Source organism: Lacinutrix iliipiscaria (assembly GCF_042686125.1).
GTDB lineage: Bacteria > Bacteroidota > Bacteroidia > Flavobacteriales > Flavobacteriaceae > Oceanihabitans > Oceanihabitans iliipiscarium.
The window spans coordinates 1,535,173-1,549,231 of sequence record NZ_JBHUOV010000001.1 but is presented as its reverse complement, the minus strand read 5'-3'; the positions used below and the strand labels follow the sequence as shown (position 1 = coordinate 1,549,231).

The window sequence follows — 14,059 nt, the reverse complement described above, 5'->3', positions numbered from 1 at the left end:
CTTTTGAGCAAAATGGACAAATATGTGCAATTGGATTCACTAAAGCTGGATTTTGGAAAAATAAGAAATCACAAGATATGAGAGAAATAATGAAAAATAGTGATTCAGAATATGAAATTAAACCTCCTTCTATTGAAGTTATGAGAATGTTTGAAAATGATTATAATACTTTAAAAACCAATAATGAGGTTATTTAAAAGCAAAAACTACATACAACAATGTGTATAATTAATTGCTACGCAATGTTGGTTAAGTAAACGATCGAGATAAAATTCTTATATTAGTTACTCGGAAAATTAGCAAGTCAGAGCCTTGCCATTTTCCTCCAGCGGATTTTTCGCCACAAGTGGCTCATCCAAAGCTAAAATAGCTTCGGCTCAATCCGCAAAAAATCATACACGAACACGTTGTACCACATTAAAAACCAACCAATATGAAAAGAACATTTTTAGTTTTAATAGTAATGCTCATTTGTTTCCATTCTTTCGGACAAAAACCTAGAGCAAGAGATTTAGGAGTTCCATTTGTTGGTAAAACTGGTGAATTCAATGCTATTACAGATGTTAAAGGAGTCGAGGTTGGATATAGCACTATTATTTCTGGTAACGGAGAAAACATAGTAGGTAAAGGACCTATAAGAACTGGAGTTACCGCAATATTTCCGAGAGGAAAAGCCAAGAAATTTAGTCCAGTTTATGCTAATTGGTACAGTCTTAATGGAAATGGAGAAATGACAGGTACAACTTGGGTAACTGAATCAGGATTTTTAGAAACACCAATTATGATTACAAACACCAATAGTGTTGGAGAAGTAAGACAAGCTGTACTGAAATGGTATGTTGATACAGATTGGTATAGTGGAGAAAATTGGTGGTATACATATCCAGTAGTAGCAGAAACATATGATGGATTTCTTAATGATATTTACGGGTTTCACGTAAAAGAAAAACACGTTTTGGAAGCTATCGAAAATTCTTCAAGTGGAAAAATAGCTGAAGGAAATGTTGGCGGAGGAACCGGAATGATGTGTTTAGGCTTTAAAGGAGGAACTGGAACTTCTTCTAGAGTAATTAAAATTAAGGATTCTACCTATACAGTTGGAGCAATTGTTCAATCAAATTTTGGAGCGAAAAGAAACTTATCAATTGCTGGTGTTCCTGTTGGAATTGAATTAAAAGATACTTTAAATTATAAATTTAAGGCACCACCAAAGTCAAGAAGACAAGAAGGTGATGGTTCAATAATAGTAATAGTAGCAACAGACGCACCTCTATTACCGCATCAACTAAAAAGAATAGCCCAAAGAATTCCTTTAGGAGTTGGGATTGTAGGCGGACGAGGAAGTAATGGTTCAGGAGATATTTTTTTAGCTTTCTCAACTGCAAATGAAAACGCATTTAATCGAGATGAAACTACAATCGTAAAATCAATGTCGAATGACCAAATTACGCCAGTTTTCGAAGCAACTGTGCAAGCTGTTGAGGAAGCGATTATTAATGCAATGGTAGCGGCTGAAACAATGGAAGGAATTAATGGAAATACAGCATATGCACTTCCTCATGATTTACTCATAGAAACTCTAAAAAAATATAATCGAATTAAAAAATAACGTGGTACAACAACGTGTATAATTAATTGCTACGCAAGTTGGTTATTTGGAAGATTTTATCCTACAATTTGTATATTTATCTAATCGGAAAATTAGCAAGTCAGAGCCTTGCCATTTTCCTCCAGCGGATTTTTCGCCACATGTGGCTCATCCAAAGCTAAAAATAGTTTCGGCTCAATCCGCAAAAAATCATACACGAACACGTTGCCAGTAATGTAAAACCCGAACCAATTTATGAGCTATAGCGCATTCGTAGTTTGCAATTGCTATCAAAAAGGAAAAACAGTTGAACCGCCACATAAAGAATACATCAAATTTGATGAAGATGGACTTTTTTTGGATATTCCTAATGATTTGTGGGATAAAAATGAAAAAAAAGTTCTTCAAATGGATTCTGATTTTGACAACTGGAAAAATAGTGCTTGCGAACACGAAGAAATGGAATTGTGTTACGAATATTTATCAAACACTCTCGGAATGGTAGAATTTAAGGGAGTAATAGAAAGATTAGGCGGAAAAGAAAAATTTCCCATATTGAGTAAGTTTTTACCAACTGCAAATGGAGGAACTTTACCAGCGAAATTTACACCAGAAGTCTTGAAAGAAATAGATGAATTTGAAAAACAAAAACTTAATGAAAATAGAATATTGTTGTTTGAAGTTTCAACTAATGAGTTGAAAGCAACTGTAAACGCAGAAACTTATTTAATATTTGTTCTTACAGCATATAACAAGAATAATTACGGAATTGATAAAGATGGATTTTTTATTCTTGAAAATGTTAAGGAAAATGATCAAGAAGTTTCTTATGTTGTTTTTCGCTCAAAGAACTTCATCCAAAAATATATCTCAATAGATAAGTTTATGTTCATAGACAAAAAAACGAATAACAGTTTTATTTGCAATGTTGGACTTCATCCGCACGAAAGTAATCCAAAAAAAGAATATGAATTTCTGATAAAAGAAAACACAGTTAAAATAGTTGACGAATATAAATATATGACAGAACCACTAAAAAAATTAGCAGAAGCATCAATGGAATCTGGAAATCCAATACATTGGTGTTGAAAACATAAACACTACTGGCAACAACGTGTATAGTTAATGCTCTGTAGGTTAAGACGAGGAATTTCTCCTACAATTTGTATATTTAACTAATCGGAAAATTGGCAAGTCAAAGCCTTGCTATTTTCCTCCAGCGGATTTTTCGCCACAAGTGGCTCACCAAAGCTAAAAATAGCTTCGGCTCAATCCGCACAAACCATACACGAACACGTTGGCAGTAATTAAGCGTAACAATTAAGAAACTAAATCGTCTTTAAAGAAAAACTATTTATGAAACGAATAATTCTAATATTAGGTTTTGTTTTAAGTAGCAACACCTTATTAACTCAAAACCCTAAGTGTGATTGTGCTATTGTTTATGATAACTTAATCGAAAAACTTGAAGATAACTATATTGGATTGGCTCAATTGAGAATTCTAAATAAGGACAAAGAATATGAGAAAAGAAAAATAGAATATAAAAACAAGGTAAGTAAAATTAATAGCGCAAATTGCGCCAAATATTTGCAACAATTTTTAAGTTTTTTTGAAGATGGTCACTTATTTACCTTTGAATTACCCAAATACTCAGAAAATGAAACTAAACAGTTTAGGGAAAAAATCAAGGAAGATGTAATCAGTACTAACAGTATTCTAAATACTCTGGAATACGAGAAAAAAATGATAGAAAAAAATGGATTAGATGGTATCATTGGACAATGGACAGATGGAAAGTCGAAATTTGCTATCATAAAAGATGAAGGATATTATAAAGCTTACATTATAAGTTCTACAATAGAAACAGTAGAACCAGGTGAGCTTAAAGCTATATATAAATCAACGGATAATGGCTTTGAAGGAACTTATTATTCTTATGGATATTCCCCAAGATATGTAGAAGGAAACATATATAAAGAAGGTACATTGCTGGTTTTTACAGGAGCAAATTATTGGGGGAAAATTGGAGACAATAGTGTAAGAGAAATTAGTATGATTCATAATGAAGACACAAGACTACCTGTTATTCAAAAGCTTGATAATACTAACACATTATTTTCCATTCCTTCATTTATGGCTGACTATCAAAAATTCAATCAAATCATTCTCGACAATTTAGAATTATTAAAAAACACTACTAATCTAATTATTGATATTAGGGGAAATGTTGGTGGGAATGCAATTTATTTTTCATTTTTGGATGCATATGCAACACAATCGATGCAAAGTACTCAAGGATTAGTACTAGCGTCTGAACAAACAAAAATCTATTTTGAAAGATTTACCAAAAACAGTCACGAGATATATAATCCCGTTGTCGAAAGAATAAAAACAAACATTGGACAAATTATAAATGGACCTAAGTATCCAATCCGTGAATTTGAACCTTTCGAGTCCAATATAAAAAACGTTGCAATATTAACGGATAATGGTTGTATGAGTGCTGCAGAATCTTTTATAATACATTCAAAAAAGGCAAGCACAAAGGTAAAAACATTTGGTAAGCCAACTGATGGAGTAATTGATTATACAAGTGTAAACTCAATAAAACTAAATAGCGGAGACCAGAATATATATTTTGGATATCCAACTAGTACGCTTAATAAAGACGTTTTTGAAGAGGGTTACAATAAAACAGGAATAATTCCAGATGTTCCTATTAAGGATAATGTGAAAGACAAAATTCAATTCATTATTGACTACTACAAAAATAAATAACTACTGCCAACACCGTGTATAATTAATTGCTGCATTGAGCTTACTTGCGAATATTCCTGCGGAATATTCACGGGTTCGTAAATGTTTATTAACTTAGTTGCTCAACCACGCAACTAACCATACACAACAACGTTGTAAAACATTTGAGAAAAGTGAGTAATAACATCAAAGGAAAGTGGATTAACGTGAGTGAAGGAAGACCCTTTGGTGATATTGACATTATTGTATTCGAAAATGATAATATTAATTATTCAGTTTTGGAAAGTAATGTTAATGAACTGAACTTAAAAGAAAAAAGAGTCGAAAACCATTCTGAAAACTTATCTGATTTAAACTTTGATTTTATAAATCCCGACCGAATTCGATTTTATCGAAAAGGCAAAGTATATACAAGATTAAACGAAACGGAATCTAAAACCGAAGACAAAATATTTGAACACGATTATGTCAGATTAGTTCCAACTAAATCAAAAATATCTGAAAGTAGAATTCAACTTTTAAAATACAATTTTGAATGGAACAACGAAAAAGTTGTTATCGAATTCAATAAAATTTTAGACAAACCGGAAGTCCTTGAAATGTTAAAGAAAATTGGATATGAAGGACGGAAAATACTCTTAGAAAAAATAGATGACACTTTGTTGATTTCTACGTTTCACAATAATAACAAAGGCTTGGTAGTTCCGATTAAAGAAATTGACGAAAATAAAATTGTTTTATATGGACTTCCTATCGAACCTTTTGAAACAATAGCTGAAAAAATTAATTAAAAACGTTTTACAACAACGTGTATAATTAATTGCTACGCAATGTTGGTTATGTGGAAGATTTTATCCTACAATTTGTATATTTATCTAATCGGAAAATTAGCAAGTCAGAGCCTTGCCATTTTCCTCCAGCGGATTTTTCGCCACAAGTGGCTCATCCAAAGCTAAAATAGCTTCGGCTCAATCCGCAAAAAATCATACACGAACACGTTGTGCATAATGCGAAAATCGTGTTAAAATTCAACATTTGAACTAGGAAATACCAGCCGCACAAACAGCACATTTAGTTTTTTGCCGACACATAAGCCAACGCAGAAAAAACTAAAAGAGTTGTTTTTTGCCAACGTTAAAAAACAAAATCCAAAACAGAATTAAGAAAAGACTTTTCAATACCATAAGCTGAAAAAGTAAGGCGATGGAGTTAATAGAATATTTACAGATAAAAGTTCCTTAAAACCTTAAATATAAAAATTACGTAATTATTACGAAAGCAATTCGACTATCTACTCATTTAAACTAATCACAATTTATGATTTTAATATTACTTTTTCTTGCTGCATGCTTTCTTGCCTATACAAATGGCGCAAATGATAATTTTAAAGGAGTTGCTACTTTATTTGGTAGTGGAACTCTTAATTATAAAAAAGCAATAACCTTGGCAACTACTACAACATTTGCTGGGTCAGTTGCAGCGATTTTTTTAGCAGAAACATTAGTTAAAAATTTTTCAGGAAAAGGTTTAGTCCCAGATACTTTAATTCAAACACCAGAATTTGCAATATCAATTGCTATTGGAGCAGCAATAACCGTTTTTATAGCCACTAAAATTGGAATGCCAATATCAACAACTCATAGTTTAGTAGGTGCATTATTTGGAAGTGGAATTGTTGCAGTTGGTGCTTCTTTTAACTTTGCAAAGTTAGGTAGCACTTTTTTAATGCCTTTAATTGTCAGTCCACTTATGGCTGCAATAGTTAGTTTTATAGCGTATCTAATTTTTAGAAAAATAAGAAAACTTGTTGGAGTTACTAAAGAAACCTGTGTATGTGTTGGAGAAGAAATAATACCAGTCATTAAAGACAATATTACAAATGAATTCTTAACTGTCGAAAACAAAAAACAGACGAGTATTAAAATATCAAATGAATCACAATGTATTGAATCTTATAAAGGAAATTTTTTAGGCATTAATTCGCAAAAACTATTGGATTTCGCACATTATACAAGTGCAGGTATAGTAAGTTTTGCTAGAGGATTAAATGACACACCAAAAATTGTAGGACTTTTAATTGTTATTAATGCAATGGATATTAAATGGGGAATGATTGCTGTAGCTATTGCAATGGCTATTGGTGGACTAATAAACGCCAAAAAAGTTGGAGTAATGATGAGTAAAAAGATTACACCTATGAATAGTGGTCAAGGTTTTACAGCAAACTTGGTTACTGGACTTTTAGTCACAACTGCTAGTGTACACGGAATGCCTGTATCTACTACACACGTTTCAGTAGGTTCGATTTTTGGAATAGGAACTGTGACAAAAAAAGCCGATTTAAAAGTCATTAGGAATATCCTATTATCTTGGCTCTTAACATTGCCGATTGCAGCTATTTGTAGCGCAACTGTTTATTGGATTTTGATTACTATCTAAAATCTGTCAATATTGAAATTCAATAGGTCATATTAGTAAACAAAAAATAAAATTTGCTCGAATAGAACGCAAAAAGCCAACGCTAAAAGCCATACACATCTACAGTCGCATCATCCAAGCTTCGCCAAAACTGCAAAAGAGTATGTCTTTGCCAACGCTCACGTCTGAACTAAATAACATACATCGGAAAACCAATCTAAACTTGACAATCTGAATGTAAAAAGCACTATGCACAACACCGTATATATCTCATAGCTAATTAGTTGTATAATCGAAGTTAAGGTGTATTTGCAAAGTCGCCAAATTTTTAAATTTGACGATTTCCAATAAAAAAGATAAATAGTAAAATTTAAAAATCTGGCTTGTGCTCAATCCGAAAATAATTTTCTAATTTGCACGCTACGAGCCATATACAAAACCGTTGTGTCCAATAAGTCCGCCTTACTGTTCTTCCAGAGGTTTGTTCGGAAAACATTAAAGGGGAAAAAAATTAATTTAAAACGAATAACAAACAGGACAAAGTCCAGTTTTTGTTTGGTCAAGCGTTATCTTAATAATCGTGTGATAGTTATACTATCAAAAGCGATAAGGAATGATAATCAGCTTGACTAAGTTATAGAAAATTTTCGACAAAGTCAAATTTATTAACTTAGTATTTTAAAGTAATTATTTTCATTATTGTCGGATTGTTGTAATGGATTCCGATCTTTAAACTGACGTTATCATAACGAAGTTATTATTCATAAGTTTAAAGAGTCAAACTCTGAAAGGGAAAATAATTGTAGCGACAGACTTACTGGCTCCTTCCATACTCCACAAAGGCAATAGCTTAATCTTACAGCACACAACAGCTCGTATAGCAAATGCCTCAGTAGTTACACATAAAATTTATTATTCAATTAAATAAATTTTTATGTAACTTACTCTAAAATAGAGGCACTTGCCATACAAGTCCTCGTTACGCACAATTACTCGGAATAAACATTGTTACTCCTTTTCATCGATTAACTAAACATTCAATGCTTTCAGTTTTACTCACTCAACTCTGAAAAAATAAAATGGAATTTCTGCTCACTCAAACTCTGAATTTTTGCTTACTCAAAATCGGATTCTCACTCAATCGGAATTTTAGCTAGTTTGCGGAATGAATCACTCTATCGCTAAATGCTACAAAGCGTTTTAAACAAAACACTTTTCGCTATCAATCGTAAAAGCAAAACTAAAGTTTAGCTTTTCTCTTTCTTTATTAAACGGATTTTTTGCCTAGCTGAACGCTCTCACTCTACTCTTTCGTAAAAGTGCGTAACAACGTGTATAATTTATACTGCTGTTTTCCTTCAATAAAAAATCCTATCTTTATTCCAACATCTGATTTGCTTCTGAATCTGACTTACGTCTGATTCAGTACAAATCATACACGAACACGTTGTATGCAATAGGTAAGAAACTATCAAAAAGCTTATTATGAAAAAATTATTTACAATAATTAACTTGATGTTAGTCTTCTTCAGTTATTCACAAAATGACAAACCTTTCAGAAATGCATTCGAATTAAATATAGTGGCTGATTTAGAAAACAACTATACAATGAAAGTTGATTCAACTCCCTATTTCGTCAAAGAAAAAATTTTACAAATATATCCTTCCGAAAGAATTTTAGTTGAAGTGGAAATAAAAAAAGACACAATCTATTCGATGAAAGTAGTTAAAGAAAACTTGAATCCTGAAAGAACAATAGAAATTGAATTCTCACAAAACGCTGAGGATAGAAACAATATTACAATGATATTGAATGTGAAAAATCCTTTTGATAGAATATTATATCACAACGCTGGAATGTATACTCCTAAACATGATTATTGGAAAGCAACTAGTATTATTCCTATTAAACCAAAATTACAGAACTTTGAAACTTGGCCACATTCAATAATTACTTTAGTCTTAGACAATTGGCGTTTTAAAGAATAACCTACAGCATACAACAACGTGTATAGTCCATGCTAGCGCAGATGGTTAAGTGAAAGATTTATTCCTACAATTTAACTATCTTAGTTTCGCGGAAAAATTCGCGTCGCTCAGCATCGCGCTTTTTTTCTATCGGATTTTTCGCCGCAAGCGCCTCATCTGAGCGCAAAGCGCTTCAGCTGAAAATCCGCACGAAACCATACACGAACACGTTGTACTCCATTAATTATAAAGACATGAACAAACTAACTATCATTTTAATTACCTTCATACTGCTAAATTCATGTAAACATAAAATTCCAGAAAACCGCCAATCTGAAAATAATCCATCGACGACTATTATTGCAGAACAAAAAATTAATGAATCCGGAATAAAAGAAGCTGTAGATTGGTTAGAAGAAAATAAAAAATCTGAAGATTTTGTTATTAATGAAGAAGAACTAAATGCTTTAGGGTATAGATTGTTATACAATTCAAATAAACCAATTGAAGCTTCAAAAATATTTGAGATAAACATTGAATTATTTCCTAATTCATACAATGCCTACGATAGTGCAGCTGAAGGGTATTTAAATATTGGAAATCATCAAAAATCTATTGACTATTACAGAAAGTCTATTGAGCTTAATGGTAAGGTTCAATTTCACCAACTGGGCTATCTAGAATCAAAGGTATACAGCCCAACAATTCTTCCAAATGATACAACCAAACTATTTCAAATAGAAGGAAATTGGAAAAACAATGTAGCATTCGTTTATGTTCAAGGTGGTCCCGATTTACAGTTAAATATAGGGCCAAGAGATGGGCTGCATTTGATGCCAAATCACAATGAGTTGCTCAAAATATACCCTTATCAAGCCCAAATGTTGAATCCAGAAACAATAGCTTGCAATCCAATGTTAACCGCAGAGCAAAGCGCTTATGAGAATTCGCAAAGTGTTGAAATTTTAGATAGAGTGATTAGATATTTAGTTGCGCATAAGAAAAAAGTCTATTTGATTGGACATTCTTATGGAGCATCTATAAGTATGGAATATCTTCACTCAAAAGAAAATTTGACTGAAAAAGTGGTGTTAATGGGATTAGATTTAGATGAAGATATAAGCAGTTGGAAAACATTAAATACAGGTGAATATATAAGATGGGAAAATGGACAAAATCCTTATGCATTGACAGTATTTCAAGAAATACCTGAGGACCACCCATTGAAAACTTCTTTTGATAGGGTAGCCGACAATCTAACAATGATCGTCGGGAATAATATGGCAAAAAAATATACCGACTTATATAAGGACGAAGATTTCAAAAATTTAATTTCTGTTTATTCCACGCAAGATGAGGCAAATGGAAGAAAGTCTAAAGAAGAAATAGTTATACTAAAACAAAAAGGAAGCACAATTATTGAAATACAAGGTGACCATCATGATATGTTAACTACTGAATTTATGACTAATCTTTATCAACATTTAGTAAATGGTATATCAATGGCTAGTAAGTATTAGAAAATTAACGAGAGTACAACAACGTGTATAATTAATTGCTACACAAGTTGGTTATTTGGAAGATTTTATCCTACAATTTGTATATTTAACTAATCGGAAAATAGCAAGTCTAAGCCTTGCTATTTTCCTCCAGCGGATTTTTCGCCACAAGTGGCTCATCCAAAGCTAAAAATAGCTTCGGCTCAATCCGCAAAAATCATACACGAACACGTTGTGCTTCATTATCAGAAACCGCTAACCAATGATAAAATTCTTTAGAAAAATTAGACAAAATTTACTTTCCGAGGGAAAAACTGGAAAGTATCTAAAATATGCGATTGGCGAAATTATATTAGTCGTTATTGGAATTTTAATTGCATTACAGATTAATAATGCAAATGAAATAAGAAAAGAAAGAGATAAAGAGATTAACTCTCTTTTAAATTTAAAAGCTGATTTAGTTAGTGAAATTGAAAATACTGAACGATTTGCAACTTATCGTTTTGAAAAAGCCATGGCAAGTTCTACTCTACTGAATTTTGACGAGCCCAATTCTATAAATGATGTTCAAGAATATACAGATACTTATGAAAAAGTATTTATCTGGAATACCTATGTACCGAACAACAATACTTTCAAAGAACTTTTGAGTTCTGGAAATTTAAGCAGAATTAAAAATGATTCAATAAAGAACAAGCTATTAGAATTGGAAAAACACTACGCTGACATTTCTGGAGGAGAGCACCATATGAGAAGAGAATACGAAACTTACTTATACGACCCACACGTTAAAAACATAAAAGCTATTCCATTTTTTGATTTAAGCAAACCAAATTATGGGTTTCCAAATAGGTTAAGAATTGAGGACATTCCAACAGAACAACACCAACGACTCATAGAAAATGCAAAGTGGCAACACAATAATGACTTGTTTAAAAACGGATTAAGACTTGCTTATATGAACAACAGTTTTTTAGCTGGAATGCACAAAAATTTAGCAGAATACATTCAAGATTTGATTAAATTAATAGACGACGAAATTAAAAAATAACGAAAGCACAACAATGTATATAAAACATAGCTATTATAGCCTTTACCAAAGGTTTGTGTGTATTTACGAAGACCGCCAAATTTTTAAATTTGGCTTTTTGAGAAAATTAAGATAAAAAGAAAAATTTAAAAATTCGGCTCGTGTATAATCCGAAACGATAACGTCTTTTAACACGCTACGTTTCATATACGGACACGATGAAACACATTCGCCAAAGGCGAACTTTAATTACTACGTGCTGCGCACTCTCGTCCTTAAAGTAAATGTGTTTCATCTCAGGGTTAAACCAAATTACTAAGTCGTAGTTTATCTAAGAATATCGCCTTTTGCGAGCTTCGAGCTAAAACGTGTAGCATCGTTGGTTAAATGTAATTTGGTACAGCTATGATAACTCCCAATAAAATAAAATGGCAATTTACGATGATTTACATCATCTAATTGATGAACAATTCAATGATTTTAGTGGAAGAGGCTTATCATAGAATTGTTATCCATTTTATTGTATCTTCGTTATAATAGCTGAACTACGTTTAACCCTGAGTTGTGCTTCATTATGACAAACCATTAACTAAATGATAAAATTCTTTAGAAAAATACGCTACGACCTTATGGAAAAAAACAAAACTGGAAAGTATTTAAAATATGCTATAGGTGAAATTGTTCTTGTTGTAATTGGGATTTTAATAGCATTATCAATCAATAATTGGAACGAAAAAAGAAAGATTAGAGATAACGAAATAATTTATCTCAATAATATCAAAAGAGATTTACAACTTTCAATTACAGAAATGAATCAATTTATTGATAGACAAAATTCTCTAATTAATTCAGCTAACACAGTATTAGAACATATTAATAGTAAACCTGTGGATGATTGGAATTCTATTAATAAACACCTTGTTGATATCTACACTTGGAAAAGTTTTTATTTAATTGACAATACTTACCAAGAGCTAAAAAATTCAGGGAATTTTGCTATCATCTCAAATGATTCTATCAAAAATGATTTACTGAATTTAGATTTACTTTATAAAAAATTAAAACACACTGAAAAACACTGGGAAAAAGTTGCTGAACAAACACTTTATCCAGGTAGTTATGAAAAACAAGATATAAGTTCTATGTCAAGAAACTACCTATTCCAGATTTCGAACGGAAAAATGGGTGTATTTGGGAATTTAACGGAAGAAACCTTTGGAGATATATTTATAGACCAAAAACAAAAGAATGGTTTCGCTTTAGCTATTCTTGATTTTGGGGGGATGAATGGAACTTTGATGGAAATGATTAAAAAATGCAAGGAACTTATATCGCTAATTGACAATGAATTAACGAAATGAGAACTGAATTAAAAATAACGAAAGCACAACAATGGCTATAAGTAATTGCTGGTTCTCACCTACTTTTGAAAATCCTCGTGGATTTTCAGTTTGGTGTGTACTTGCTAAGTTAAGTGCTAACCCACGCAACTAACCATACACAAACACGATGAAACACATTCGCCAAAGGCGAACTTTAATTACTACGTGCTGCGCACTCTCGTCCTTAAAGTAAATGTGTTTCATCTCAGGGTTAAACCAAATTACTAAGTCGTAGTTTATCTAAGAATATCGCCTTTTGCGAGCTTCGAGCTAAAACGTGTAGCATCGTTGGTTAAATGTAATTTGGTACAGCTATTATAACTCCCAATAAAATAAAATGGCAATTTACGATGATTTACATCATCTAATTGATGAACAATTCAATGATTTTAGTGGAAGAGGCTTATCATGGAATTGTTGCCCATTTTATTGTATCTTCGTTATCATAGATGAACTACGTTTAACCCTGAGTTGTGCTTCATTATCAGAATTCCCAAATTCATTTTTTATCCTACCTTTAGAGAAACTAACTACCAATGATAAAGTTCTTTAGAAAAATTCGCCAAAACTTGCTTATGGAAAACAAAACTGGAAAGTATTTTAAGTATGCGATTGGCGAAATCATACTAGTAATGATTGGTATTCTTTTAGCATTACAAGTCAATAACTGGAACAACAATCGCATTGAGCAAAACGAAGAAAAAGAAGTAATTGCCAAACTTCACACAGATTTTCAAGAAAATAAAAAGGTCTTGAAAGATTTTCTTATTGAAGTTAATAATCAGATGAATGCGCAAATAACTCTAATGAATTTAATCGGAACTTCAAAAGATGAACTCTTTAAACATAATTTAGATAGTATTTTTTATGTTTCATTCGGATATAGCGAAATAGCCTTTGCAGATAATACAATTAAAAACATTATCCAAAGTGGCAAATTAAACCTTTTAAAAAATGAAAAAACCACAGACTTACTTTATAAATGGAATACACTATCTGAAATTAGAAAAACCCGTGTGACAAAGTTGGATAATTGGTCAAATACCGAGCTTATACCCTATTTATTAGATAAAATATCTTTTAAACAAATGGATAAGGCAAGTAACTATCCTTGGACTGGAATTTCTAAAGTAAAACCAGACTATTATCCTTTGTTTCAAGAGGTAACATTCGAAAATTATTTAGACAATAGTATTTGGCATTATCAACAAGTTAAAGAACGCTGTTTAGAAACAGATAATCTCATAGATGAAATAATTGAAGCTACTAAACCAAGCGGAAAATAAAAATAACGAAAGCACAACACCGTGTATAATTAATTGCTCCGCAATGTTGGTTATTTGGAAGATTTTATCCTACAATTTGTATATTTATCTAATCGGAAAATTTGCAAGTCAGAGCCTTGCCATTTTCC

At 31.8% G+C, this 14,059-nt stretch carries 12 protein-coding genes; all 12 read left to right on the top strand.

Annotated features, from left to right (window positions below):
- On the top strand, positions 1-197 hold a 197-nt coding region (locus tag ACFS5M_RS07080), incomplete at its 5' end, for a hypothetical protein (RefSeq protein WP_379898327.1).
- Positions 198-433: 236 nt separating this feature from the next.
- Positions 434-1,609 (top strand): DmpA family aminopeptidase, encoded by a 1,176-nt coding sequence (locus ACFS5M_RS07075; protein ID WP_183487166.1) that lies wholly within the window; start codon positions 434-436, stop codon positions 1,607-1,609.
- Positions 1,610-1,843: 234 nt separating this feature from the next.
- Positions 1,844-2,677: a hypothetical protein gene (locus tag ACFS5M_RS07070; RefSeq protein ID WP_183487164.1), complete on the top strand. Its 834-nt coding sequence runs from the start codon at positions 1,844-1,846 to the stop codon at positions 2,675-2,677.
- A 267-nt stretch (positions 2,678-2,944) separates the two neighbouring features.
- Positions 2,945-4,369: a S41 family peptidase gene (locus ACFS5M_RS07065; RefSeq protein WP_183487162.1), complete on the top strand. Its 1,425-nt coding sequence runs from the start codon at positions 2,945-2,947 to the stop codon at positions 4,367-4,369.
- 152 nt (positions 4,370-4,521) lie between these two features.
- The gene (locus tag ACFS5M_RS07060; RefSeq protein WP_183487160.1) at positions 4,522-5,139 is read left to right on the top strand and encodes a hypothetical protein; all 618 of its coding nucleotides are present in this window, start codon (positions 4,522-4,524) and stop codon (positions 5,137-5,139) included.
- A 526-nt stretch (positions 5,140-5,665) separates the two neighbouring features.
- Positions 5,666-6,787, top strand: coding sequence for an inorganic phosphate transporter (locus tag ACFS5M_RS07055; RefSeq protein WP_183487158.1), 1,122 nt, complete (start codon positions 5,666-5,668; stop codon positions 6,785-6,787).
- 1,464 nt (positions 6,788-8,251) lie between these two features.
- Positions 8,252-8,755 (top strand): hypothetical protein, encoded by a 504-nt coding sequence (locus tag ACFS5M_RS07050; protein ID WP_183487156.1) that lies wholly within the window; start codon positions 8,252-8,254, stop codon positions 8,753-8,755.
- 233 nt (positions 8,756-8,988) lie between these two features.
- Positions 8,989-10,254, top strand: coding sequence for an alpha/beta hydrolase (locus tag ACFS5M_RS07045; protein ID WP_183487154.1), 1,266 nt, complete (start codon positions 8,989-8,991; stop codon positions 10,252-10,254).
- Between the two features lie 241 nt (positions 10,255-10,495).
- Positions 10,496-11,284, top strand: a complete 789-nt coding sequence (locus ACFS5M_RS07040) for a DUF6090 family protein (RefSeq protein ID WP_183487152.1) — start codon at positions 10,496-10,498, stop codon at positions 11,282-11,284.
- Positions 11,285-11,856: 572 nt separating this feature from the next.
- Positions 11,857-12,624 (top strand): DUF6090 family protein, encoded by a 768-nt coding sequence (locus tag ACFS5M_RS07035; protein WP_183487150.1) that lies wholly within the window; start codon positions 11,857-11,859, stop codon positions 12,622-12,624.
- A gap of 358 nt (positions 12,625-12,982) precedes the next feature.
- Positions 12,983-13,198 carry a hypothetical protein gene (locus ACFS5M_RS07030; RefSeq protein ID WP_183487148.1) on the top strand — a complete coding sequence of 72 codons (216 nt, stop codon included), beginning with the start codon at positions 12,983-12,985 and terminating at the stop codon, positions 13,196-13,198.
- 22 nt (positions 13,199-13,220) lie between these two features.
- Positions 13,221-13,931 (top strand): hypothetical protein, encoded by a 711-nt coding sequence (locus tag ACFS5M_RS07025; protein ID WP_183487338.1) that lies wholly within the window; start codon positions 13,221-13,223, stop codon positions 13,929-13,931.
- The last annotated feature ends 128 nt before the right edge of the window (positions 13,932-14,059 follow it).

What these genes read in the sequence shown, in the direction of transcription:
- ACFS5M_RS07075 (WP_183487166.1), top strand. Translation starts at nt 434, where the DNA reads ATGAAAAGAACATTTTTAGTTTTAATAGTAATGCTCATTTGTTTCCAT.
- ACFS5M_RS07070 (WP_183487164.1), top strand. Translation starts at nt 1,844, where the DNA reads ATGAGCTATAGCGCATTCGTAGTTTGCAATTGCTATCAAAAAGGAAAA.
- ACFS5M_RS07065 (WP_183487162.1), top strand. Translation starts at nt 2,945, where the DNA reads ATGAAACGAATAATTCTAATATTAGGTTTTGTTTTAAGTAGCAACACC.
- ACFS5M_RS07055 (WP_183487158.1), top strand. Translation starts at nt 5,666, where the DNA reads ATGATTTTAATATTACTTTTTCTTGCTGCATGCTTTCTTGCCTATACA.
- ACFS5M_RS07050 (WP_183487156.1), top strand. Translation starts at nt 8,252, where the DNA reads ATGAAAAAATTATTTACAATAATTAACTTGATGTTAGTCTTCTTCAGT.
- ACFS5M_RS07045 (WP_183487154.1), top strand. Translation starts at nt 8,989, where the DNA reads ATGAACAAACTAACTATCATTTTAATTACCTTCATACTGCTAAATTCA.
- ACFS5M_RS07040 (WP_183487152.1), top strand. Translation starts at nt 10,496, where the DNA reads ATGATAAAATTCTTTAGAAAAATTAGACAAAATTTACTTTCCGAGGGA.
- ACFS5M_RS07035 (WP_183487150.1), top strand. Translation starts at nt 11,857, where the DNA reads ATGATAAAATTCTTTAGAAAAATACGCTACGACCTTATGGAAAAAAAC.
- ACFS5M_RS07030 (WP_183487148.1), top strand. Translation starts at nt 12,983, where the DNA reads ATGGCAATTTACGATGATTTACATCATCTAATTGATGAACAATTCAAT.
- ACFS5M_RS07025 (WP_183487338.1), top strand. Translation starts at nt 13,221, where the DNA reads ATGGAAAACAAAACTGGAAAGTATTTTAAGTATGCGATTGGCGAAATC.